21 protein-coding genes and 1 pseudogene are annotated in these 23,056 nt (G+C 64.0%); 1 reads left to right on the top strand and 21 read right to left on the bottom strand.

Features of this window, described 5'->3' with window-relative positions; genetic code table 11:
- Nucleotides 1-11: 11 nt before the first annotated feature.
- From QM590_RS07690 to QM590_RS07680, 3 genes are read right to left on the bottom strand one after another with little or no spacing between them, the layout of a single operon-like run.
- Nucleotides 12-281, bottom strand: a complete 270-nt coding sequence (locus QM590_RS07690) for a hypothetical protein (RefSeq protein ID WP_149405354.1) — start codon at nucleotides 279-281, stop codon at nucleotides 12-14.
- Nucleotides 278-2,122 carry a hypothetical protein gene (locus QM590_RS07685; protein ID WP_269594414.1) on the bottom strand — a complete coding sequence of 615 codons (1,845 nt, stop codon included), beginning with the start codon at nucleotides 2,120-2,122 and terminating at the stop codon, nucleotides 278-280. The genes QM590_RS07690 and QM590_RS07685 overlap by 4 nt, the downstream gene beginning before the upstream one ends.
- Nucleotides 2,119-2,424, bottom strand: coding sequence for a type VII secretion target (locus QM590_RS07680; protein WP_094639145.1), 306 nt, complete (start codon nucleotides 2,422-2,424; stop codon nucleotides 2,119-2,121). The genes QM590_RS07685 and QM590_RS07680 overlap by 4 nt, the downstream gene beginning before the upstream one ends.
- A 151-nt stretch (nucleotides 2,425-2,575) precedes the next feature.
- On the opposite strand from QM590_RS07680, the gene QM590_RS07675 reads away from it, so the two are divergent.
- A complete protein-coding gene (locus QM590_RS07675; RefSeq protein ID WP_269594413.1) occupies nucleotides 2,576-3,616 on the top strand; it encodes an LLM class F420-dependent oxidoreductase in 1,041 nt (346 codons plus the stop codon).
- Between the two features lie 6 nt (nucleotides 3,617-3,622).
- On the opposite strand, the gene glmM is transcribed toward QM590_RS07675, so the two are convergent.
- From glmM to eccCa, 18 genes and pseudogenes are all read right to left on the bottom strand, one after another.
- Nucleotides 3,623-4,978 (bottom strand): phosphoglucosamine mutase, encoded by a 1,356-nt coding sequence (gene glmM, locus QM590_RS07670; protein WP_269594412.1) that lies wholly within the window; start codon nucleotides 4,976-4,978, stop codon nucleotides 3,623-3,625.
- A 107-nt stretch (nucleotides 4,979-5,085) separates the two neighbouring features.
- On the bottom strand, nucleotides 5,086-5,610 hold the full coding sequence (rpsI, locus tag QM590_RS07665; RefSeq protein WP_269594411.1) for a 30S ribosomal protein S9: 525 nt from the start codon (nucleotides 5,608-5,610) through the stop codon (nucleotides 5,086-5,088).
- Complete coding sequence (gene rplM / locus QM590_RS07660; RefSeq protein ID WP_037188282.1) at nucleotides 5,607-6,050, bottom strand: 50S ribosomal protein L13; 444 nt, start codon at nucleotides 6,048-6,050, stop codon at nucleotides 5,607-5,609. The genes rpsI and rplM overlap by 4 nt, the downstream gene beginning before the upstream one ends.
- Before the next feature lie 174 nt (nucleotides 6,051-6,224).
- Nucleotides 6,225-6,458: pseudogene (locus QM590_RS07655) on the bottom strand (TraR/DksA C4-type zinc finger protein); the annotation flags it as partial.
- 28 nt (nucleotides 6,459-6,486) lie between these two features.
- Complete coding sequence (locus QM590_RS07650; protein ID WP_269594410.1) at nucleotides 6,487-6,957, bottom strand: hypothetical protein; 471 nt, start codon at nucleotides 6,955-6,957, stop codon at nucleotides 6,487-6,489.
- Nucleotides 6,958-8,171: 1,214 nt separating this feature from the next.
- Nucleotides 8,172-8,684 (bottom strand): AAA family ATPase, encoded by a 513-nt coding sequence (locus tag QM590_RS07645; RefSeq protein ID WP_269594409.1) that lies wholly within the window; start codon nucleotides 8,682-8,684, stop codon nucleotides 8,172-8,174.
- A 573-nt stretch (nucleotides 8,685-9,257) separates the two neighbouring features.
- Nucleotides 9,258-10,523: a phage major capsid protein gene (locus QM590_RS07640; protein ID WP_269594408.1), complete on the bottom strand. Its 1,266-nt coding sequence runs from the start codon at nucleotides 10,521-10,523 to the stop codon at nucleotides 9,258-9,260.
- Nucleotides 10,524-10,536: 13 nt separating this feature from the next.
- Nucleotides 10,537-11,103: an HK97 family phage prohead protease gene (locus QM590_RS07635; protein ID WP_269594407.1), complete on the bottom strand. Its 567-nt coding sequence runs from the start codon at nucleotides 11,101-11,103 to the stop codon at nucleotides 10,537-10,539.
- A 413-nt stretch (nucleotides 11,104-11,516) separates the two neighbouring features.
- Nucleotides 11,517-11,756, bottom strand: a complete 240-nt coding sequence (locus QM590_RS07630; RefSeq protein WP_269594406.1) for a hypothetical protein — start codon at nucleotides 11,754-11,756, stop codon at nucleotides 11,517-11,519.
- A gap of 399 nt (nucleotides 11,757-12,155) precedes the next feature.
- Nucleotides 12,156-12,416 (bottom strand): helix-turn-helix domain-containing protein, encoded by a 261-nt coding sequence (locus tag QM590_RS07625; protein WP_269594405.1) that lies wholly within the window; start codon nucleotides 12,414-12,416, stop codon nucleotides 12,156-12,158.
- Between the two features lie 261 nt (nucleotides 12,417-12,677).
- On the bottom strand, nucleotides 12,678-14,048 hold the full coding sequence (locus QM590_RS07620; RefSeq protein WP_269594404.1) for a hypothetical protein: 1,371 nt from the start codon (nucleotides 14,046-14,048) through the stop codon (nucleotides 12,678-12,680).
- 164 nt (nucleotides 14,049-14,212) lie between these two features.
- Nucleotides 14,213-14,422 (bottom strand): helix-turn-helix domain-containing protein, encoded by a 210-nt coding sequence (locus QM590_RS07615; RefSeq protein WP_269594403.1) that lies wholly within the window; start codon nucleotides 14,420-14,422, stop codon nucleotides 14,213-14,215.
- Between the two features lie 359 nt (nucleotides 14,423-14,781).
- On the bottom strand, nucleotides 14,782-16,269 hold the full coding sequence (locus QM590_RS07610) for a recombinase family protein (RefSeq protein WP_269594402.1): 1,488 nt from the start codon (nucleotides 16,267-16,269) through the stop codon (nucleotides 14,782-14,784).
- A 15-nt stretch (nucleotides 16,270-16,284) separates the two neighbouring features.
- Nucleotides 16,285-16,413 carry a hypothetical protein gene (locus tag QM590_RS07605; protein ID WP_269594401.1) on the bottom strand — a complete coding sequence of 43 codons (129 nt, stop codon included), beginning with the start codon at nucleotides 16,411-16,413 and terminating at the stop codon, nucleotides 16,285-16,287.
- A gap of 97 nt (nucleotides 16,414-16,510) precedes the next feature.
- Entirely contained in the window at nucleotides 16,511-16,792 is a 282-nt protein-coding gene (locus tag QM590_RS07600) for a WXG100 family type VII secretion target (protein ID WP_068051312.1), read from the bottom strand.
- A 64-nt stretch (nucleotides 16,793-16,856) separates the two neighbouring features.
- Nucleotides 16,857-17,222, bottom strand: coding sequence for a WXG100 family type VII secretion target (locus QM590_RS07595; protein ID WP_269594400.1), 366 nt, complete (start codon nucleotides 17,220-17,222; stop codon nucleotides 16,857-16,859).
- 158 nt (nucleotides 17,223-17,380) lie between these two features.
- Nucleotides 17,381-18,835: a type VII secretion-associated protein gene (locus QM590_RS07590; protein WP_269594399.1), complete on the bottom strand. Its 1,455-nt coding sequence runs from the start codon at nucleotides 18,833-18,835 to the stop codon at nucleotides 17,381-17,383.
- Complete coding sequence (eccCa, locus tag QM590_RS07585) at nucleotides 18,832-22,830, bottom strand: type VII secretion protein EccCa (RefSeq protein WP_269594398.1); 3,999 nt, start codon at nucleotides 22,828-22,830, stop codon at nucleotides 18,832-18,834. Before eccCa ends, QM590_RS07590 begins: the two co-directional genes overlap by 4 nt.
- Nucleotides 22,831-23,056: the final 226 nt, after the last annotated feature.

The raw sequence follows: 23,056 nt of genomic DNA, 5'->3' as shown, positions 1-23,056 counted from the left end.
CCAGGCTGTTGTCAGACCAGCCAGGACCTCGGCCGTTCGTCGGGTTCGGTCTCGACGTGCGGTGGGGGCTCTCGCTGGTCGAGATGAGCCGGTTGCAGCACCGAGCCCGACCCTGGCTCGACGTCGGAGTCCGCTCCGCTCACCTCTGCTGAACTCCGTCCGCCTCGGTCGACTGCCGGAGCCTGTGCCCGACTCAACGTCTCCGCCGCCCGCCCCATCGCGATGCGGTGCTCATCGCGTATTCGATGCAACTCCCGACGCCACCCACTGTCGGTGCTCACAGCTCCCCTGCTTCACTGAGGCCCGCGCCGCTACCCGTGTCGGCGGGTTGCGGATCGGTGACCGGTCGATCCGCAACCACCGGATGCTGCACAGCAGGCTGCTCGATGTCGGGTGACTCCGGCGTGCACTGCACCGATGCATCCGAGTCGAATTCGGACGTGGGTGCCGGTTCGGCAGCCGGTACAGGTTCGACAGGAGGCACGGGTTCCGCCGCCTGCACGGGTTCCGCCGCCGCGACGGATTCGGCAGTGGGTTCCGGTTCGGACGGGGGTTCCGGTTCGGACGGGGGTTCCGGTTCGGACGGGGGTTCCAATTCGGACGGCACCGCTGCCGCCGGGGCCGGCGCGTCCACCGCGTCGACGACACCGGGGACCTCGACGATCTGAGGTAGGCCGAGCGGTCCGATTCCGAGCTCGAACGAGCGAGTTCCGAGTCCGGGAGTCTCGAGTTCGACAGACACCGTGCCGTCGTGTTCGAGTGCGATGCGGGCGCGATGCCCGTCGAGCTCGGCCTCGAGATGGCCGCGCTCGTCACCGGCCCCGGGCAACGACTGCCCGGGCTGCGGCAACGGGTCCGACTCGGGTTGCCGGTAGGCGCTCATGTCCGGAGAAGCTCCCTCGGTGTTCTCGTCACCTGTCCGGCTGTCGACTGCGGTGTCGCCTGAGCCCTGGAGATCTCCACTGTCGATCGTCTCGGCCAGCGCGTCGTCGACACGGTCGACGATCTCGGCGACGACTCGATCCACGAGTCCGTCCAGAGAATCGGCCAATCGATCGACGACACGACCGTCGGCGATCAGGGATTCGGCCGGATCCACACTGTCCGATCCGGCGAGTGCGTTGCCGCCGGATGGCGAGACGGCCGGGCCGACAGCGGCGGGTCCGACCGCTGGCGGCCCGACAGCGGCGGGTCCGACCGCTGGTCCGACTCCGGAACCGGCAGGCGTGGAACCGATCCCGGCAGGAGTCGGGTCTACCGAAGAGCTGTCGGGCCCCGTCCACGGCACTGCTGTACCGGGCTCGAGTGCCCAACTGCGCTCGTCGAGTCCGCCGAACGAAGGCTCGTGGACACTGCCCAGAATGTCCACCACCAACTTCAGACAGTCTCTGACGGCGGTGTCCGTGGCGCTGCATGCTGCGAGGACGGCCTCGCACGTGCCCTGCACCCGCGGAACGAACTCGGTGTCGATCCAGCGCCCGCAGCGTTCGGTCACCTCGGCAGCGAACTCGTCGGAGACATCGCCGCTGCGCACACCGTCGTTCAGATCCTCGAACGCAGACGCCAATCGTGGGAACACCGACTCTCGATCGACCGGCAGGCACTCGATTCCCGACGCAAGCAGAATCGCATCGATCTGGACGACGTCTTTGCCGTCCACCAGGTCGGTGTCGAGGCCGCCGACGAGCTCGGCCTTGTCGGTCACTGCCTCACGGAGAACGTCGACGGCCGCACACATCGTCTGGTGAGAATCTTCGATCGACGCGAGGAACTGGGAAGCCTTTTCCTGTTCGGCCGAAAGGTAGGTCTGCACGGCATCCCCCGCGTCGCCGTGCCAGCGCAACTGCAGGACTCTACGAAGCTGAATCTGCTCCTCGAGTTGATCGGCGAGTACTGCGGACACCGTCCCCACGGCGTCTGCATCGTGTCCGAGTGCACCGAGGTTCAGCCCACGCTGCTCGTCGTACCTGGCGCACATGTCCTGGTACTGCGGAACCTCGACGCCCGGGACACGGCCGACCAGCGGCAGAAAGCGCTCGAAGAACAGCAATCCTTCTGCGTTCGCATCGAGAATCTCGTCGATCGACGCCCTGTCACCGGACGAGGCCGAAGGAGGTGTCACCGGGGTGACTCGATCGCGTACGCGGTGGCGTCGTCCTGTTGCTCGTACTCGTTCATCGCGGTGGTGAGGGCATCGGCAATGTCGTCGACCGCGGACCGCCATGCCCCGACTGCACGCCCGAGCCCGAGGTACGCCTGGGAGTACGCAGCGCCAAGGTCACCGTAGTTCCGTCCGGCCCCGGCTGCGCCGAAGCCTGCGTCGGCGACGGAATCGGCGGCGTCACCGAGCACTTCCGCCGACGACACCAATGCATCTGCCACCCCGCGAACCCGGTCCGCGTCCACCCGAACTCCGTCGCTCATACGTTCCCGTTCCCCCTCCGAGTACCCCTTTCTCACTATGACGTGCGCCGACTCACATCGGTTCCCCAGGGAGCGGTAACGTCCCGATGTGAAATGTCCGTAACAGGTACCTGAAGTGGCTGCACCAGCTACTCACCGAACGAGGAGTCCCATGCACATCGGAACGATGCTGAACTACAGCGGTGGTTTCAACGAGACCGTTGCCGAGGTCGCCGAGCTCGAGAAGGCAGGTCTCGACATCATTTTCGTGCCCGAGGCCTACTCGTTCGACGCCGTCAGCCAACTCGGATTCCTCGCGGCCAAGACGAACACGATCAAGATCGCGTCCGGCATCTTCCAGATCTACACCAGGACACCATCACTGACCGCCATGACCGCCGCCGGTCTCGACTACGTCTCCGAGGGCCGATTCGTGCTCGGGCTCGGCGCATCGGGACCGCAGGTCGTCGAGGGCTTCCACGGCGTCAAGTACGACGCACCGATCGCCAGAACCCGCGAGGTCATCGAGATCTGCCGCCAGGTCTGGCGTCGCGAGAAGGTGCAGTATCAGGGCAAGCACTATCAGATCCCGCTGCCGGCCGACCAGGGAACCGGTCTGGGCAAGCCGCTCAAGCTGATCAATCACCCTGTGCGCGATCGCATTCCGGTCGTCATTGCCGCACTGGGCCCCAAGAACGTCGAACTCACCGCCGAGATCGCCGAAGGCTGGCAGCCCATCTTCTACTTCCCGGAGAAGGCCGCCGACGTGTGGGGCGATTCCCTCGCAGCAGGCAAGGCCAAGCGTGACCCGTCACTCGGCGAGCTCCAGGTCTTCGCAAGTCCGACGCTGGCCATCGGCGAGGACGCGGAGAAGTACCTCCCCTGGGTCAAGCCACATCTGGCGCTGTACATCGGCGGCATGGGAGCCAAGGGCAAGAACTTCTACAACTCCCTGGCTCAGCGATACGGATACGAGGCCGAGGCCGAGAAGATCCAGGACCTCTACCTGGCCGGCAAGAAGGAGGAGGCCGCCGCGGCAGTTCCCGACGAGCTCGCGCGCGCGGTCAACCTCATCGGCCCGGAAAGCTTCGTCAAGGAGCGGGTCGCAGCCTTCGCCGAAGCGGGTGTCACCACCCTCAATGTCGCGCCGCTCGCCGAGAACACCGCAGGCCGCGTGGCGCAGCTGACCGCACTGCGCGAACTGACGGCCTGAGAAACGTCAGACAGACGCGACCCGGCCCGCCAGCTCTTCGGCGAGCCGGGTCGCGACGTCGAGTTCGGACGCTTCCACCATCACCCGCACCAACTGTTCGGTACCGCTGGGGCGCAACAGAACTCGACCCGATTCCCCGAGTTCGCGCTCGGCCGACGCGACGGCGTCCGATACCGACGGTGCCGACGCCACCGCTGCTTTGTCCGACACGCGGACGTTGATCAGCACCTGCGGCAGTGTCCGCATCGCCGACGCCAGGTCCGCGAGGGACCGCCCGGTCTGCGCCATCCGCTCTATCAGTCGCAGGGCAGTGGCAATTCCGTCTCCGGTCGTTCCGACTGCGGGCAGCACGACGTGTCCACTCTGCTCACCCCCGAGCGCGAACCCGCCGCGGCGTAGCTCCTCGAGCACGTATCGATCTCCGACCGCGGTGGTACGCAACGTGATTCCGGCCTCGCGCATCGCAATGTGCAGACCGAGGTTGCTCATCACCGTTGCGACCAACGTGTCGTCGGTCAGGTGGCCGGCGTCGTGCATCGCGATGGCCAACACCGTCATGATCGCGTCGCCGTCCACCACGGAACCCGATGCATCGACGGCGAGACAACGGTCGGCATCTCCGTCGTGCGCGATACCGAGGTCGGCACCGTGCTCCACGACGGCCTTCTGCAATCCCTCCAGGTGCGTCGACCCGCACCCGTCGTTGATGTTGATGCCATCGGGTTCTGCATTGATCGCCACGACCGTCGCACCGGCCCGTCGGTAGATCTCGGGCCCGACGACAGAGGCGGCACCGTGCGAGCAATCCACCACGACGGTCACGCCGTCGAGTCGATGCGACACCGACGAAGCGAGATGCTCGGTGTAGCGGGCTGCCGCGTCGTGCGCGACGTCGATGCGGCCGATCGCGGCACCGGTGGCGTCGTAGGGCTGTGCGTCGTTCCGGGAGCGCCCCTCGGGATCCAGGGCAGCTTCTATCCGGTCTTCGACGTCGTCGTCGAGCTTGTGTCCGCCTGCGGCGAAGATCTTGATTCCGTTGTCGGGCATCGCATTGTGAGACGCCGAGATCATCACGCCGAGCGCCGCGTCGTATTCGGCGGTGAGGTAGGCAACCGCAGGCGTGGGGAGAACTCCGACGTCGATCACGTCGACACCCGACGCGGTCAGTCCCGCGGACACGGCTGCGCTCAGCATCGCCCCACTGATACGCGGATCACGACCGACCACTGCCACCCGCCGGACGCCGTCGACGTTCGGTGCCAACACGGCGGCTGCGGCTCGCGCGATCGTCAACGCCAGTTCTGCGGTCAGAACCCCGCCTGCCAGTCCGCGAACTCCGTCGGTGCCGAACAATCGCGCCATGAACCAAGAACTCCTTCGAGCGGAGAGAATGTGGTGGGAAATGCCTCGAGGGCAGGCGTCCGATACTGCTGGATGCCTGCCCTCGAGGATGAAACGGGTAAGACGCGTCAGCGCTTGGAGTACTGCGACGCCTTACGGGCCTTCTTCAGGCCGTACTTCTTGCGCTCGACTGCACGCGCGTCACGCGTGAGGTAGCCCGCGGCCTTGAGCGGCGGGCGATCGTCGGGTGCGAGTTCGATCAGTGCGCGCGAGATGGCCAGACGCAGTGCGCCTGCCTGTCCCGACGGTCCGCCACCGTGCAGCAGTGCGACGATGTCGAAGGACTCCGCGCGGTCCACCAGAACGAGAGGAGCCTTGATCAGCTGCTGGTGCACCTTGTTCGGGAAGTAATCCTCGAGGGTGCGGCCGTTGAGCTTGAATCCGCCGGTGCCCAAGGACAACCGAACACGAGCGACGGCTTCCTTACGGCGACCGACAGTCTGGATCGGGCGATCGAACACGATCGGGGCCGGAGCGGCTGCGGCTTCGATGTCCGAGACGACCTCGGGATCTTCGACTGCCACGAACTCGTCGGCGGCGATCTCTTCGATGTTCTCCTGCGACGTCACGTCATTTCCCTCCGGTGCCGTCACTGGGACACCTGCTTGATCTCGAACGGAACGGGCTGCTGAGCGGCGTGCGGGTGGTTCGGTCCCGCGTAGACCTTCAGCTTGCTCGCGATGGCACTACCGAGCTTGTTCTTGGGGATCATGCCGACGACGGCCTTCTCCACGAGACGATCGGGGTTGCTCTCGAGGACCTGACGGGTCGAGCGCGACTTCAGACCGCCCGGATGGCCGGAGTGGTGGTGGTGGAACTTGCCATCGAGCTTGTTGCCGCTGATGGCAACCTTCTCGGCGTTGATGATGACGACGAAGTCGCCGCCATCGACGTTGGGTGCGTAGGTGGGCTTGTGCTTACCGCGGAGCAGTGTCGCGGCCTGGACGGCGAGGCGTCCGAGCACGACGTCCGTGGCGTCGATCACATGCCACGTCCGGGTGGTGTCCCCGGCCTTCGGGGCGTAAGTAGACACAGAAAATTCCTGTCTTCATGATGTCGCTGCTGGCCAAGACGTGTGGATGCCCTCGGCGGCCAGTTGAGACCCGAGGACAAGAGCTCGATACGCACGTGAATACGTGGCGAGCCCATACACGCCAACGGGGAACGATACCGGGAGCGGACGCCCAGGTCAAAACGCCTCCGCTCGTCAGCGCAGGCGCACACACTGCACGCACCGACGGGCAGCGGGCAGCGCCTCGAGCCGGATCGCCGGAATCTCACCACCGCACCGCTCGCAGAAGCCGTACGTCCCGGCCGTGAGCCGCGACAACGCCGCACCGATCTCGCGTATCTCGGATTCGGTGTCGGTGATCAGCGCCGCGATCTTCGCTCGCTCGAACGCGATCGTCGATCCCTCAGGATCGTGCTCGTCGTCGTCGGTGATTGGGGCTTACCGGACCCTTCGCGCGTCAGCGTGTACCCACCAGCTCCGGCAGACGCGATTCGACCCCGACGTATCCGGCCAGCAGTAGCGCAGCTACCCGCTGAATTCCCGGCCAGTGCTCTTCGAGTTGCACGTCCCACGCCTGATCACGCCGCCCGCCATGCACTTCTCGCAGCGCCTTCCGGTAAAGCACCCCGTCCGATGTCGGTCCCGCAGTCTGCTCTTTGAGCGCGTCTTCGACGGCCCGTCTAAATCCCCTGGCTTTCGAGTGACACTTCAACCGCGTCTCGGCCCATGGACCGGCGTAGGTTATGAATGCCTCGTCAGCGTCGACGGAGGTGATTCCGCTGGGCGAGAAAGAGGTATAGCTCCATTCCGACGGCCCATGATGCGTCAGACCGCGAGCGTCTCCGTCTCCGTCGATGTCGATCTTCCGAACGTCGCAACCAGAGAGGAACGCAGCGACGGCGTGACCTGCTTCGTGATGCGCCGTCACGAGACGAGCCTCAGCCGCTTCACGACGGCGTTTTCCGCGTGACCACTGTTGCCGACACTTGGGCGAACAGGTGACCGCGTCCTCCCGACCCCTGAACCGGGAGACGCACACAGCGCAGTAGTGCAAGGAATTCATATCCGTGACGATACACGTCACACATAGCCGTGACAATAAATGTCACTCTTATTGTGGAGAGCTACCAAACAGACCCTCGAACGCACGAAAGCCCCGACCAACCGGAATCGACGACCGGATGTTCGGGGCTTTCGTCGCACTGGGAGCGAATCAGCGCGGTACTCATCAACAGAACGGGGAGAGCTTTCGATCTCCCGCACGCTCAGCATACCCGCGATCCTCGGCGCGCGCTGGCCCGATCCGAATGCATGATTATGCAGAATGTCTGTTCCGTAGAGTTCGATCGGCGTAGACTTTCATGCCATTTTGCCCGCAGATTCGGCGTGCCCAATCGGCAAAAATCGGCAGAACGCTGGTGAGAGGTGCTAAGCCCCAGGTAGGAGGCGTAGAGAGAGGCGCGGCTGACTGGTCGCGGGGTCAGCCAGGCCCCCCGAACGGTCGGTCGGTATCCCCCCTACCCCAGTCGGGGGCTCCGTATGTCATTGCATGAACCTGCATGATCATTCATCGGGTGCCGACCTGGACAACGGTTCACAGTCGTGTCACTCTCGAGTTATGGGATCGAGCGAACCCATTCACACACAGGATCGGCAGGCACCAGACATGTACGCAGACATCGCATTCGGAGGCAGTCCACTACTCCCAGCGCCCACCACTCCAGCGGCACCGAGCACGGACACGATCGACACCGAGACCATCGACACGAACGATGACAGTTCAACTGAGACAACAACAATCACAACAACGATTACGAATATTGTTGTGAGAGTGTGGAACACAGGAACGATACAGACGATCACACGTTGGGCACTGCGACTGCTGGTGGTCTACGTAGTGGTGGGTGTGGCATGCGCTGCTGCACTGTTGGTGCATGTGTTGCCAAGGTCTGTGCAGTTGATGGTCAACACAGTGTCATTCAGTTGGTGGACAGCACAGTTGGTCATGTTCGTTGGGTGTGCAGCGACAGGACAGGGGGCACGGTGCTCACGTCGACCACGTCTGCTGCAGGTCCACCCGACCACACCATGGTTCAACACCGAGAACGCCCGGCTCGTGTGGACCCGAACGGCGTGGATGGTCTAACCCCACTGGCGAGAGGTGCGAGGCTTGAACGGCACTCTGCGGCCTTCGGAGGTGTACACGAACTGTTGAGCCTCGGCGGCTTTCTTCTGCGCCCTGCGGATCTCTCGGCGCTCGGGGTAGTAGTAGTCGAGGGCAACGTCTTTCAGATGCGGCGGGCGCTCGGCAGCGATACGTTGCATGACAGTTTCCTCGCCAGGATCGAGCACGTGGATCGTGGCATCGACTTCGGCATATCGTGTGCGCTGGTGAGCATTCGGAGCTGTGTGCACGATGTAGGCATCGAGAGCGAGCCCGCGCCAGTGATCGGACTTGAGAACGTAGTCGACCGCAGCGCGTCGTGAGGCCTGGACCATCCGAGCGAACGCCTGGTCGTACGTTCGAGATCCACCCGCGCCGAACGCGTCGGCCATCACGTCGAAGTCGATCACGAGATCCACACCGGCCCGCGCATGCTCGGCGACGAACGTCGACTTCCCCGACGCTGGTGGTCCTGTGACGACGTGGATCATGATGATTCTCGGCTCTCAGTCGATCTGTGGCAGCGTTTCGAGGCGCTGGTGATACTGGAACACCCCCGCCGATCATCGGAGACTGCTGCGGCTTGGTGGGGTAGCCGAGCGCTCGACAAAGATCGGTCGGGGGTGTCGATCCCGCTCGGGAGGCTCCGCGAAGAACTACCGAGCGGGAAGTGTTGCTCTGTAGGCGAACTCGGACCAACACGTCCAGTCGCTTACGCCGGGGTGAAAGAAGTCACAAGCCCCTCGGCGTACATCGGACTACTGAGCTATCGGATCACGCGGACCCGACCTCTCGACCCCGCAATTGAGTCGAGAGAAATCTAGGGACCTGCAGTGCGGTAGCCGCGTCCGACGAATACCGCACTGCAGGTGGTTCTTACTGCCTGAGCTTGTCAGGCTCGGCGGTCGGACTATCGGGCAGTGAGCGCCACTGAGAGACAGGAATACCCTCCCGCAGTGGCTCACCGATCAGATCGTCCTCGCCAGCCAGGAGACGCTGAGCCTGCGACCACTCGGAGGCGAGCCAGTCGACTCCCCCGGCACTACCGCCGACGATGCTCGGCATTACGCACGGAGCCCGAGATCGACCTGGAAGGCCTTGGGCTGAGCAACTGCCACGTCCCAGCGGCTGGACGCGAGGAATGCGACCTGTCCGGTATCGGCGTAACGCTCTTCGAGCACCTTGATCGTGAACTCGCTTCGGAGACCGATGTACAGCTGAGTGAAGTCACCGGTAATCAGGTAGCTCGTGTCGGTGCTGGTGCCCTGCAGCACGTTGTTCGGGACGACCGAACTGACCAGTCCCGAAGGCAGATTCGCGGGCGGTGCGAGGTAATCACCCTGCGAGTTCTTGAGAAGCGCCAGCGACGTAGCCGTACGGGGCGATCCGATCTGCGCGGTAGGCAGGAAGTTCTCGGAGAGCACGTTGCCGTAGGCCTGGATCAGCCAGTCGTAGTTCGTGACCGCGGTACCGTTGGATCCGTGCGAAACCTTCGGCACTGCAGGCACGTTCACGATACCGAGCGGATTGGGAGCTACCCCGTCGCCGAACAACGCGAACTTGTCGATACCCACGGCATACTGTGCCGCAAAAGCATTCGAGATCACGTCGCCGATATCGGGGTTCGAGTCTTCGAGCAGTTCCTTCGAGATCAGGATCAGCCGGTCGAACGTCTTGGCGTCGAGGGTCACCGAGTCGAACGTGAGGTCCTGCGCGACACGTTGCGCACCCTCGGCATAGAAAGCGGGCTGCCCCTCGCCGGTCAGTCGCGGCACCCGCAAGGTCTTCGAGGTCATCGGGACGACGGTAGCGCCAGCCTGCAGAACAACGGCTTTCGCGCGCGCCAGGTCGATCACCTCGGACCCGAGTGGTGTCGGCACGATCGCAGTCGAGTTGGTCGTCACGAGAGCGCGCTCGTCTGTTGCGCCTTCCCAGCGACCGGTAGCCATACCCCGCAGGAGCTTGTCGAGACTGAGACCCGTTCCGCGGCCTTCGATGTGGCCGTTCTGAGCTTCCCACTGGCGCAAGCTCTCACCCTTGGACAGAGTGAGCTTTCCGCGAAGTGCGTTGGCCGACTTGTCGTCCCGGTTCTGCGGCTTCGGATCGTCGGTGTGGTCGGAATTCGCCCCGAACTGCTTGAGCGCGTCCATCCGTGCCTCGATCTTCGCCAGGTGCTCGCGGGCTTCCTTGTGCTGAGCTTCGAGGGTGTCGAAACGCTCGGCGTCCTCGCCCACGAGATCGGTTCCGCGGGTCGCCAACTCGGTGAGTTCGGCACGTGAGTCTGCGAGGAATTTGGTGACTGCCTCGCGGTTCATCTTCGAGATATCCATGATTATTCCTTGTCTAGTTGTCTAGGGAGAGCAAACGCAAACGTCGCTGCGCTGCTTCGGAACTGAGTGATTGTGTGTCCGCGTGTCGTGAACCTGTAACGGCTGCAGCATCGCCATAGGCCCCTTCGAGGACCAGTGAGACCTCGGAGAGTGCTACCTCGGTGAGCGTGCGCTGTGTCGACTTGCGATCCCAGATCTCGGTGATGGCGCGGAACCCGATCGAGAGATGATCGAGGCTGCCGTCCCGTACCAATTCGAGCGCCTCGTCGCCTGCCTGAGTGCGTGAAACTCGGAACTCGGCATAGAGACCCTCGGTGCGCTCTTCCAGAAGTACGGCGCGGCCCAGGGGCATCTGCGAGCGGTTGTGCAGACCGAGCAACTTGACCCGATCGCCACGCTCGCGAATGGTCTTCGCGAAAGCGCCCTTGCGGATCACTTCGGTGAACGTGCCCTCCCAACTGTTGATCTCGGCAGGCGAGTCGAAAGGGGCGGCGATACCGGCGATGATCCGTTCGTCTGCGGCGTCGGACCTGAGTTCGAGCTGTAGCGGAGTGGTGCGGTGAAGGAGACTGGTAGACATGGGATTTCCGTTCGAGGTTCTGCGCGGCGTGGACACACGTATCCTTCGAGAACGGCCCTAGGTGCGCTGCGACCAGTGGGTTTCCTTCCCCGGCTGGTGCTTCTTCGCTGGTGAGCGTTGCTGCGGCGCTGGCGTATTCCCGTGGCTCGTGAGAGCTGAGTCGGGGCGACCTGCTATCGCTCAGGATACCCCCCTGGGGTACCAAGGTCCAGGCGCGCGCCTTGGATCGGTCGATACCCCCTCGGGTCAACGGAGCTTGACGGGCCGATGACGCTTACCGGGCCGTGCTGGCGCTACGTCGATCCGCTCGCCAGGATGGACCCAGCGCCCGAACGACTTGCCGGTGTCACCGATATACCCGATGGTCTGGAACATCAGCCGTTGACGGCACTCGGGGCACGTACGGCGGCGTCTCAGTGTTGGACCAGGTTCGGCAACAACTGATCCTCGTCGTCATCGAGCCACCACCGCGGTACGGCCACGATCACGCGATCCTCGGCCCTGACTTCGACGAACTCGGGAGTGATGTACGGCTGCAGCATCGGCAGGGCGGCACGGGCGTCGGGGTCCATCTTCGACAGCACGTAGTCCAGGCAGGCACCCAGCTTGATAGCTACCAGCTCCTCGTGCAATAGAGATTCGGGCGCGGTCAACGTATCTTCTCGGCCACCGGCAACGATTGACCACACGAGGTGCAGAACTTCGTCGGTGTGTTGCCTGCCTGGCATTGACCGCCGCCGCACACGAGCTGCCTACCGCTGGCGGTGTCGAGGTACTTGACGAGCATTCCTTTTTCTATTTTGCGGGTGCAGCGGCCACACTGGCCGGATGAGAATCGGGCTGGAAAAGGTCTCGGAGCCTTGTTCACTGATTTGTCTCCTGACTCGGGTCTATTGCGATGTAGTGCAGTCTGTCGGCACCGGACAATCGGATGCGCTTGCTTTGAATGAGGGTCGCGATATCGGTTGTCGTGAATCCTGAATCGAGTACCGATCGAACAGTGCAGCCGGATATATGGGTGCGGATGTGTAGCGTCAAGCGATCGAGGTCGTTCACGGTAATTCGCCCTTGGACTTCTCGGTTATCTTATATTCGCCGCTGTGAATTTTGGTCGATCCCACGAAATGCGCCGGAGACTTGGTGATGTCATCGACACGAACGAGGGCGGTGAGAATGCGCCTGGTGGCGACGGAGGAAAATCCGACGATCGCGCTTATCTCGTCGTCGGTCATCGGGCGATCGTGCGAGGCGAGAACCTTGAGGACTTCGATCTCGCGGGCGGTGCGGTAGCGGGGTGCGCCTGCTTCGGACATGGGTGCTCCTTGGGTGGTTGAGGGTGAGGTGACGAGACGATTTGGAAATGACGAGACGACGAGACGTGACGAGACAGGGGGGTGTGTATTTTTCGAGAGTGAACCGACGAAGCGCCTCGGTCACTCGAATGCGCGCTGTGACCAGGTAATATATAGAGAAGATTAAATTTCTATACAGGCGCTTCGTCGGGCGGTCTTGTCGAAAACACCCACCCCCTTCGTCTCGTCACGTCACGCGTCTCGTCATTTTTCGGTGGCGAATCAGTCCGGCGCTTTGCCGACGACGAGGTTCTGGAACTGTCGACCGTTGGGCGCTTTGTACGAACGGCGGTGGACCAGGTTGTCGCCTTCCATGGTCTCGACAGCGTTATCCATGTAGCGGCGCAATCCTGGGGTGATGCTCCGGCGCACTTCGGACATCATTCTCCCGTCAGGCCTGTCTTTGATCAGTCCCAGGATCTTGTCGCACGTCTCGTCGATTCGCTTCTGGTCGTAGTTGGCCCGATAGTTGTCGGCGTTGGCATCGACGACCGCTCGCTCGAATGCAACAGCGCTTCGACGTTCGGTTTCCTTGTCGGCTATGGCGCGCTTGATATCCTCGCGGGTTTCGTCGGACTTCGTGTAGATCGTCTCGGCGGTATCCCAATCGTCCTGAGTGACATCGAGCCGGCCGTCGAGGCAGGCCAGCGCAATAGCGACCCGTTCGATTCCTTGCAACCGGTGGCCGTCCATTCCGCTGCCGTTGATAGACAGATTCGCCTCGGCCACTTTCCGGTAGATCATTTCGGTTATCGACTCCGGCAATCTGAAGTCGATGTACTCGCCGGGTTTCGGCATATGCCAATTGATGCCCTGCCAGATGATCGGTTCGGGCATCTCGGGAATGATCGACCTGATAGGACGATCCTCGAAAGGATTCGCCGGACCGTACCGATTCGATGCCGGTAGCCATACGAGGCGCTGAGGAAAGCCGTCGGCCTCGCCGGACATCAACCAATTGGACTCCGACGGCTGCGCCCCGACGATCATCGAGAACCGGTAGCTATGCGCCTTGAGGATGTTCCGCTTGTCGTCGCCTGCGTACGCGTAACCGAGTTCCGAACCGGTCCATGCTTGCTTGATGGTGTCCCTGAGCGTGTTGGATGATTCAGCGAGCGCACCGACCGAATTGACCTCCATCGCTGTGAAGATCGCTCGGTCGGTGATGGTCTCTATGTGACCCGGCTCGGGAGGCTCGCCCTTGAGCGCTCGTTTGGGAGGTACGTACCGCTGATACGTCTTGGGGATGCCCTGAGCGGAACCCAGGGGCGCTACCGGTACGTCGTCAGCGAACACCACTGCAGCGTTCGCAACGGCGCGTGAGGAATCTTTCGATGTGCCGGAGCCGCCGACGGCGATGCCGATCAGATTGAGCGGCTGCCTGCCGCCGACGATCGCGGGCAAGGTGTAGCCGGGTGCCACGTGGGCCGTGACGTTGACGAGCACGTTGAGCAGGACTGTCCAGGGGCCGACTCCACGAGCGAGCGCGCACTGGTGAATGTGTCGGAGGATGGGCCTCGATTCCCAGAACGGGCGTTCCGGGTCGGGGTTGGACGGGTGACCGTAGTAGTCACCGTTCGGGGTGGTGGTCATAGGTGGTCATGCGTTCCTTGTCTGTCGTGGCTATTCGGCGTGCACGATGCAGCGGTCACCCAGGACGGCCGGACGATCGCACTCGGCGCATCGGGGCTTGGGTGCGGCCGGGTGTTCCGAGATCTCGTTGCAACACGTCCCGTTGACGGTCCCGTACGAGCGCATCAAGCTTGCTTCTCACGCTGCGCCACAAGGGCTTCGACTTCCCGGCGATCGACGAGTGTCATGCGCCCTACGGGCAGCCGGTAGCCGGTCAGGTGCTTGAGGTCGATGTGCTTCTGGACTGTCGGCAGAGAGCAACCCAGGGCCGCTGCGGCCACCTCGCGGGTGACGAGGTTCGGGTCGATGGGGTGCTCGATGGTGAATGTGGGCATGGCTGTGTCCTTCTCGTGTTTCGGGCATGAAAAAACCCGGCCCCATCATGGGTAACCGGGTTGGATTGCGAGGTCTCGCTGTACGTGAGTCTACTGCTGAAAACGTCACGCCGCTTGCGTAGAAATCTCGCTGAAGCTCAGCTTACAGGGTGGGGCGTCACGGCGCTGGTGTGAAATCTCGCTGAAGCGAAGCCTACAGGCTGGGTGGTGTCACCGCTTGCGTAGAAATCTCGCTGAAGCTTAGCGTACCGGGCAAAGGTAATCACCGCTCGCGCGTCAGCGCCGATGCGTGGTCTGCAGGTAGACTGGGGTCTGCGCTCCTTGCTCATGGATGCACGAAAATCCCCCTACTCGGCTGGTCACCGGGCAGGGGGATTTTCGCCGTCAAGGGGTCCGTAGTGCTCGAATCCCTCGGGTTGGGTGCGGAGATTCTTGTGCATCGTGATCTGAATCCGGTCAGGGTCGAAGGTGCGCCCCTCGGCAGGCAGCATCACTATGTCAGCGGCCGATCTGATGAACTCCCGCTTCTCGTCGAGCGACCATGACGCCCATAGGTCCTCGGCCGGGGTGTTCAGGATTCGCGCTGCCGGATCGGACACACGAGCGGCACTCTGGGCGGCTGCATTGGCGGCGTCGATTCTCTTGCGCAGTCGGGCGGTCAGTCTCAGATACTCGGGCCTTTCGATCACTCCGTCGGCGGCATCATCGGTGTACCCGTCGAGAACCTGCTGTAGTCGCCGCGCCTCGGCTAGGTGCACTCCCACCTCTGCCATCGTTGGGTCGACCGGTTGGTCGTCATCGTCGTATTCTGCTGTGACGAAGACCAGTTCGAGGCGATAGTGCTCGATCGCCTGCAGAATTCGTTGCACGACAACGTCATCCACCTTCGATAGCTCGCGCGCCATATGCGATGGCCGACCCGAGCACTTGTAGATCGGCCTGCCGTGGTTTGCGCTCTTGTACAACGGGATTCCGCAGACTCCACACTTCGCGATGCCCGACAGTAGGTAGCGCGGCGGCGTGCCACGCGGGATATGGGCAGTCCTTATCGGGTCGGTCAACACGGCCTTGAGTCGCGCATGCTCTTCCTCGGAGAGAATCGGTTCCCAGCTACCTCGAATCAAGGTGCCCTTGTGGACCCGAAAACCTGCATAGGCTGGCCGCATCACCATGTTTCGGATCGTGTAACCGTGCCAGCGCTCGGTCCCGTTCGCGGTGCGCAGTCCGCGCCCCTGGAAGTCGAGCCCGATGCTGCGCAACGATTCGCCGGTCAGTACTCGCTCGGCCGCTTCCCTGACGATCGGTGCCGTCGACTCGTCGAGTACCCGTTCGATGATCTTCCCGGTGTTCGGGTCGCGTACTGCCCTGTATCCGTAGATAGTTCTGCCGTGCCAGCGCCCGTCTGCGGCGTTGGATGCGAGCGTGCGGCGTACTCGGTCCCTGGTCTCCTCGGCCGCTTTCTCTGCAATGAGCGCGTCGAGCCCCGTCGAGAAGCGAGAGTCGCCCTCGGTCAGGTCGTAAGTTCTGCCGCTGTAGTTCAAGAGAACGTCACGCTCGGCGCAGAGGTTGCGGAGCGCCAGATAGGTATCCATGTCCCGAGCGGCGCGGGAGGCTTCCCAGATCACCAGGACCATGCCGGGGCGCAGCACTTCGGTCAGTCGGGCGTACGCGTCACGAGTGCCTCTGGAGTGTCGCGAGGCTCCCCTGTCGTTGTCCTGGAGCACCTCGGCAACCGGCCAACCCTCGCGCTTGCATACCTCGCGACAATCCGTTTCCTGGTCGTTGACGCTGCGACCGTGGTTCTTGTCGCTGCTCACCCTGGTGTAGATAACAGCTCGGCGTGTCATCTGACCAGCGTATACCTAAAGCGCAACGTCGTCGGTGGTGAGCCGCGATCCCTCGATCACCGACGCGAGTTCGCCACGAAGCGACTCGAGACGATGCAGGGAGCGCGACCGCTCCGTCCCGAGTGCTGCTGCGAAGTCCGTCACCACTCCAGTAGACTCCGCGACGGACCGGCGTGCGACGAAACGACGTCTGCCCCGACCGATGTTCTCGGTCGGGGCAGATGCGTGGTGTCGAGACCGGTCAGCGAGCCATCCGCGCCTTGTTGGCCATCTCGACGCCGTGCATCGTCTCGCCACCGGTACGGGCGGCTGCGACGAGGCTCGACAGAATGAGGTTGAGCTCGTCGGATGCAGAATTCCACTGACGCTGCAGCTCGTAGTAGGACGTCATCGCGTCGCCCTCCCACGACTGGTAGAGCCGCTTCGCGGTGCTGTCCACGTCCCCGAGGAGGTCCTTGGTCACGTTCGCCTGCTTGTTCATCGCCTCTGTCAGCGCCGCGATCTGCGCGAAGTCGTATTTCATATCGGATCGGTCTCCTTGGTCGAGCGTGGTCGTGTGAGTTGTCGTGTGGTCACCGGATGCGGCGTCACTTGAACGAGGACAGTCCCGAGTTCAGGGATCCGGCCACCTGGTTCACGGCCGACACGTTGTCGTCGTCGGCGTCCGAGTAGCCGTGGCCGTTGGTCTTGATGTCCGCGGAGATCTGTTCGAGCGCACTGCGCATCTTCTGCGCACTGGTGTCCCACTGGGCCATCACGTCCTGAAACGATTTGCCCGCCTTGCCGACCCACGCCTCGGCGGTCTGCTCGACGATCGAGCGAACGGCCGAATTGGACGCGTTGATCGACACGCTCAGGCCTTCGATCGTGGCTCCGGCAGCCATGAGCTCCTGCGGCGTGACCGTGACGCCGTTCGACGAACCCGTAGATTCCGGTCCCCCTGGATATCCCACTTCGACTCCTTGTCTTCGATACTCGATTCACCTGCACCCGCGGCGCACGTGCTGCTCGACCGAGAGGCCACTGTCGGCCCGCTCACTCCCCTACATCTCCTTGGACGCAACGACCCCTCGATTCGGTTCCGGCCGTGCGCGAAAAATGTGGGCCGCTCTCACGAGGCCGGAACGATGTCCAACGTCTGCGTCGCCTGCCCGCATTCGACGTCGATCACCGCCGCGTCGTCTCCCTCGAACTGACAACCGATGCTGACCTGCAGGTCGGATTCGACGAACACCCGCCACAGCACCGTCGAATCGTCGATTGGCCTCTCGGTGTAGGCGATTCCGACGCGGCCGCCGAAATCTCGTGTGGATTCGAGAGATCCGATGGTCGAATCCGGCCCACGGGCATCGACGGCCGACCGGAGCTCGGCAGCGACCTGCTCCTGCGTCGAGCCCGGCAACAGGTCCGCCACGGTGACGACGATCCGACGCTCGGGCGGGGTCGGTGGAATCAGCACCATGCGGTCGGGGTCGTCCAGCTTCGTCCAGGTGCTCGGCAACTGCATCGACACCCGCCCGGACACGAAGGTGACCGTCTCGACCGGCGGTGGCGCATCCGCTGTCGTGGTCGGTAGCGGTGCGGCTACGGACGAGGATGTAGCACTCGGGACCACGACCGGCGAAAACGGTTGCGCTGCAGTCCCATCCGGCTCTATTGGAGACTGTCCGGCGAAATACCCAGCTGCGCAGACGAATACGAGGATCGCCGCCACGGCACCCACGGCTGCGAACAAAGGGCGACGTCTTTTCTCCCGGGACCGCGGCGGCGCGGCGACGTCGTCGAGCCATGCCGCCGATCGCGTCGTCGCGGCACGTACCGACGGTGCCGGGACGAGATCCGCCCCGGCTCGCCGGTACAGCGATCCGGCGACATCGAGACCGGTCAGCCATTGCGTGGGGTGATCGACGACGGGATCCGCTCCGATGGGCGCCCCCACCACGTACACCTCATCGGGGCAGCGCGTGATCGACGACCGAACGTAGTCCCCGATCGCTCGTCGCCACGCATCGTCGTCACCGATGCCGAACGGAAGGATCGCGCCGGTGTCTCCGCCGTGCGCCCCCGACTCGTCTAGCACGACGACGGACGTATCGAGAGCTCCGACTTCTACGACCACGGCGGCCGACGGTGCCCGTTCACCCGAGGACGCAACGGCGGCCTCGGACGTCTCCACGAGCACCACCTCGTTTGCCGAGGTCGCGAACATTGCACGAACGATGCCCACACGTTCCTCGCCCCAGGTCGACGGATACGCGATCTCGAGCACGTCGAGTCGGTCGTGTACGCCGGCACCGCGCAGGGCCGACCACACGATTCCGTGGAACACCGCCTCTCGATCCCACACCGTGGTCCCGACCGGGATCGACGCATCGTCGATGCACAGCAGCGGCGGTATCTCGTCTTCGGCTGCGCCCCGGCCGAACACCAGTCGGCCACCCTCCTCGGTGGCGAACGCCGATCCGACGCTCTCTCTCGGCCCCTCGAAGGCTGCGCCCGTGGCGACGACGGAAATTTCCGTGTAGCCCAGATGCACTGCGGCATAACGCCACGAGTGGCCCGTCAACTCGAATGTCCGAGCTGGACGAGCGACTGGCCGGAGCGGTCGACGAAGACCCCGCGTCCGGGTGGCATGGCACTGGGACGAACCGTCCCGAGCAGGTTCCCCTCGTCGCGGCTTCCGCTCATGACCAGTCTCGGCGTCACCAGATCGCGCAACCGTCCGATCACCGGGTCGAACAGCGCCCGGCCTGCCCCGCCCGAACGACGCGCCACGACGACGTGCAGCCCGATGTCCCGCGCATGAGGAAGGTGTTCCACCAACGGGGCCAACGGATTTCCCGACGACGTGGCAACCAGGTCGTAATCGTCGACGACGACGAACACCTCGGGGCCGTTCCACCACGACCGCTCGCGAAGCTGTTGCTGGGTCACGTCTGCTCCTGGCATGCGATCGGCCATGCGGCCGGCGAGGTCGACGAGCATGGCCGTCAGCGTCGCCTGCGAGGCCGCGTACCCGGCCAGATGCTCCGAATCGACGGTGCCGAGCAGCGTTCGGCGGTAGTCGGCGACGATGAGTTTGACGCTGTCGGGCGAGTTCGCCTCGACGAGCGATCGACAGATTCCACGCAACAAGGAAGTCTTGCCGCACTCGCTGTCACCGAACACTACGAAATGTGGATTCTCCGCGAAATCGACCACCACCGGCGCCAATTCGGCCTCGTCGATGCCGATGGGAACTGCGAGCTCAGGGATGCCGCCACGGGTTCGTGGCCACGCATCACCGAGCTGATCGAGCACCGCTGATCGTTCGAGCAGCTCCGGCAGCATCCGCACCGGCGGCGCTGGAGTTCCCGCAGATGCAGCCGCGATCGCGGCGACCGACTCACCGACTGCGCGAGACAGGTCGTCGACGGAACAGACGTTGTCCACTCGCGGAAGTGCGATCAGCAGATGCAGTCCGTCCCTGGTCATGCCCCGGCCCGGCCGCCCCTCGGGAACGCTCGCCGCCTTGGCGCGACCCATGTCCGAATCCGACGGGTCACCGAGCCTCAGTTCCAATCGGGTACCGATCAGGTCCTTGGTCGCGGGCCGAACTTCCGCCCACCGCGAGGCGGTGAGGATCAGATGCAGACCGAAGGCGAGGCCCTGCGTCGTCAAAGTGGCGATCTGCTGTTCGAGACTCTCGAAATCGGACCTGATCGACGGCCAACCGTCGATGACGAGAAAGACGTCGCCGAAACGATCCTCCGGGTCGACGGGTTGCGTTGCACGTCGCCGTCGGAACTCGGCCATCGAGTCGATCCCGCGATCCCGGAACGTCCTCTCTCGCTGCCGAACGACGCCGGCGACCTCGGCCACGGTCCGCCGAACCCGATCGACGTCGAGCCGGTTGGCCACCGATCCGACATGCGGCAGATCGGCCAACCCGGCCAGCGTTCCGCCGCCGAAATCCAAGCAGTAGAACTGGACCTGCGCGGGCGAGTGCGTCATCGCGAGCGCCAGGATCAACGACCGAAGCGCCGTCGACTTACCCGATTGCGGGGCACCGACGATGGCGACGTGGCCCGCAGCACCGGACAGATCGACGGTCAGTAGATCGCGGCGCTGATCGAAAGGCCGGTCGATGATCCCGATCGGGGCGCGGAGGGTGCTGAGCGGACCGATCCGCTCGGTCAGAACCGATGCGGGCAGCAACCGGTTCAATGTCGGTGCGGTGTCCAACGGCGGCAACCACACCTCGTGGGCCGGCACTCCCCGACCCCGAATTCGTCCGACGACAACGTCGAGCACCGTCGCACCGGTGCTCTCGGAGTCGACCGGATCCGGTTCTGCCGCCGGCGCAGTGGCAGCCTCGATCCGGCCGACATCGATGGAATCGAGTGGTACCGCGTAGGCAGTGAAGGGCTTCGGCCTGATGTCACTGCCGAGCGAGGGCCGCGCGCCAGGACCGGAACGCGGCGGCGAGTAAGGACCGGAGACGTATGCCGCAGCGAACCTGACGATCTCGGCCGAGTCGCACTTGAGATAGCCCGCACCCGGCTGAGCAGGAAGGTGATACGCGTCCGGAACCCCGAGCACCGAACGAGACTCGTTCGCGGAGAACGTCTTCAGACCGATTCGGTACGACAGATGACTGTCGAGACCGCGTAGTTTTCCTTCTTCGAGGCGCTGGCTGGCCAGCAGCAGGTGCATGTGCAGCGAGCGCCCGAGCCGACCGATCGCGACGAACAACTCGGCGAATTCGGGTTGCTGACTGAGCAATTCCGAGAACTCGTCGACCACCACGAACAGGGCGGGCATCGGTGCCAGATCCGCTCCCCCGGCGCGCGCCCTCTCGTAGTCGGAGACGTTCGCGAAGTTGCCGGCCGAGCGCAGCGACTCCTGCCGCCGGTTCATTTCGCCGGCCAACGCATCGCGCATTCGATCCACCAACGCCAAGTCCTCGGACAGGTTGGTGATGACCGCGGCCACGTGCGGTGCCGATTCGAGACCCGCGAACGTCGCGCCGCCCTTGAAGTCGACGAGCACCAGGTTCAGCTGTTCCGGCGAGTGAGTCGACACCAAGCCGAGCACCAGCGTACGGAGAAACTCGGATTTACCGGAACCCGTTGCGCCGATGCACAATCCGTGCGGCCCCATACCGTTCTCGGCAGATTCCTTCAGGTCGATCTCGACAGCACTGCCGTCGGGGGCGACACCTATCGGTACCCGCAGCCTCTCGCGTCCCCGGCGCATCGTCCACGCTCGGTCCGTGTCGAGTGCGCCCACATCGGCGATACCGACCAGGCTGTTCCACCCCGAAATCCGGACTCCGCCGTCGTCGACCACATCGACGACCGACGAGGACGACGGCGCGCGGTACGGCGACAGGCGTCGCGCAACGGCGTGTGCTTGCGTGGTGCTCATCGAATCCGCGACGGCGAACACCTCGACCGTGGTTCCGCTGACCGCTCCGATCGACCCGTTCTCGACGAACAGCTGGATTCCACGCAATGCAGCCAGTCGTGGGCACAGGCCGGACAGATCGATGATCGTGACGGAATCGAGGCCCGTGTCGGTGAGATCGGTCGAACGGTTGTCGAGAAGCCCGCCGTCCACCACGATCACCAACTGCACGACGCCGGCAACAGGCACAGCTCCACGCGCAAATCGATTCCGCACACTCAGCACGTCGCCCAGCGCACCCTCGAGTTCGAGAAAACTACCGAAGATCATCCGAGCGGACCCGGCCCCGTCGCGCAGAACGTCGTGCTGAGTGTGTGGAAGCCACTTGGCCCACTCCCACTGCTGCACGGTGTCCGGACCACAGACGATCGCGACCGCGACGTGGTCGGGCCCGTGAAAGGTGCACAGCGAGGCCAACATCGCGCGCACCATCGCGCGGGCACCGTCCCGGTCGCCCGCTATGGACAGCGCCGCGAACCCCCTCAGTGACACCGCAGTCGGCAGCGCGGGCACCACCGAATGCGCCCGCACGAATCGACGCAGGGACACCGCCGAAACCGGTTCGAGTTCCTCCACCGGCCCGGTCTCGGGCGGAACCAGTCGAGTGGCAAGCCGCTGATCCCCCAGGCCGACTCGGACGTGAGCGAAATCCGGATCCGACAGTCGCCGTTCCCACATGCGCTCGGTTCCGGCGACCGACCACAACGTATCGGGGCCCGGGTGGCTCCATTCGAGGGCTCGGCGCTGCGCGCGTTCGGTTTCCGCGACGTCGCGGCGGAGCTGATCGAGATAGCGGAGGTAATCCTTGCGGTCCTCATTGGCCTCGGCGGTGCGCGCCCCGCCGGACTTCCCGCCGCCGGCCAACATCCCCACCATGGACATCAGCATCATGGCCGGGAACATCAACATCATCGGGTTCGCCGCTGCGCCGGAGGTGAACATCAGCGCGACCATCCCGACCATCGCGGCAACCATCACGAGCGGCATCAGCTTCATCAGCAGATTGCCCGGCACCGCGCGTGGGATCTCGGGCGGCGGCTGCAGGGTCACTTCACCACCAGGAGATCGAGGCACTTCCCGTCGGGCACCGCGAACGAAGCGCACGGTACTCATAGATCCGCCCCCACGGCCACGCCCCCAGAACTGCATCGCGGCAGCCTCCCCCCGAGGCTGCAGGACGACAGGCTAACGCATCGAAGACCGGGCGGTCCACAGTCGGCATCGCCACCCCGGACGGACATGACCACCGGTACGTCCGACGAGAAATAGAACGCTGCCCGACACCGTTGCAATTGAATGCGGCTCTTCGGCCGCGTGCTCGACGAACGAAAGGCTGGCC

Source organism: Rhodococcus sp. IEGM 1372, from assembly GCF_030056835.1.
Classification (GTDB): domain Bacteria; phylum Actinomycetota; class Actinomycetes; order Mycobacteriales; family Mycobacteriaceae; genus Rhodococcoides.
This window is presented reverse-complemented; position numbering and strand designations above follow the sequence as displayed.

What these genes read in the sequence shown, in the direction of transcription:
- QM590_RS07640 (WP_269594408.1), bottom strand. Translation starts at nt 10,523, where the DNA reads ATGGATATCTCGAAGATGAACCGCGAGGCAGTCACCAAATTCCTCGCA.
- QM590_RS07615 (WP_269594403.1), bottom strand. Translation starts at nt 14,422, where the DNA reads ATGCCCACATTCACCATCGAGCACCCCATCGACCCGAACCTCGTCACC.
- QM590_RS07600 (WP_068051312.1), bottom strand. Translation starts at nt 16,792, where the DNA reads ATGAAATACGACTTCGCGCAGATCGCGGCGCTGACAGAGGCGATGAAC.
- QM590_RS07675 (WP_269594413.1), top strand. Translation starts at nt 2,576, where the DNA reads ATGCACATCGGAACGATGCTGAACTACAGCGGTGGTTTCAACGAGACC.
- QM590_RS07610 (WP_269594402.1), bottom strand. Translation starts at nt 16,269, where the DNA reads ATGACACGCCGAGCTGTTATCTACACCAGGGTGAGCAGCGACAAGAAC.
- QM590_RS07645 (WP_269594409.1), bottom strand. Translation starts at nt 8,684, where the DNA reads ATGATCCACGTCGTCACAGGACCACCAGCGTCGGGGAAGTCGACGTTC.
- QM590_RS07625 (WP_269594405.1), bottom strand. Translation starts at nt 12,416, where the DNA reads ATGTCCGAAGCAGGCGCACCCCGCTACCGCACCGCCCGCGAGATCGAA.
- eccCa (WP_269594398.1), bottom strand. Translation starts at nt 22,830, where the DNA reads ATGAGTACCGTGCGCTTCGTTCGCGGTGCCCGACGGGAAGTGCCTCGA.
- glmM (WP_269594412.1), bottom strand. Translation starts at nt 4,978, where the DNA reads ATGGCGCGATTGTTCGGCACCGACGGAGTTCGCGGACTGGCAGGCGGG.
- QM590_RS07620 (WP_269594404.1), bottom strand. Translation starts at nt 14,048, where the DNA reads ATGACCACCACCCCGAACGGTGACTACTACGGTCACCCGTCCAACCCC.
- QM590_RS07635 (WP_269594407.1), bottom strand. Translation starts at nt 11,103, where the DNA reads ATGTCTACCAGTCTCCTTCACCGCACCACTCCGCTACAGCTCGAACTC.
- QM590_RS07680 (WP_094639145.1), bottom strand. Translation starts at nt 2,424, where the DNA reads ATGAGCGACGGAGTTCGGGTGGACGCGGACCGGGTTCGCGGGGTGGCA.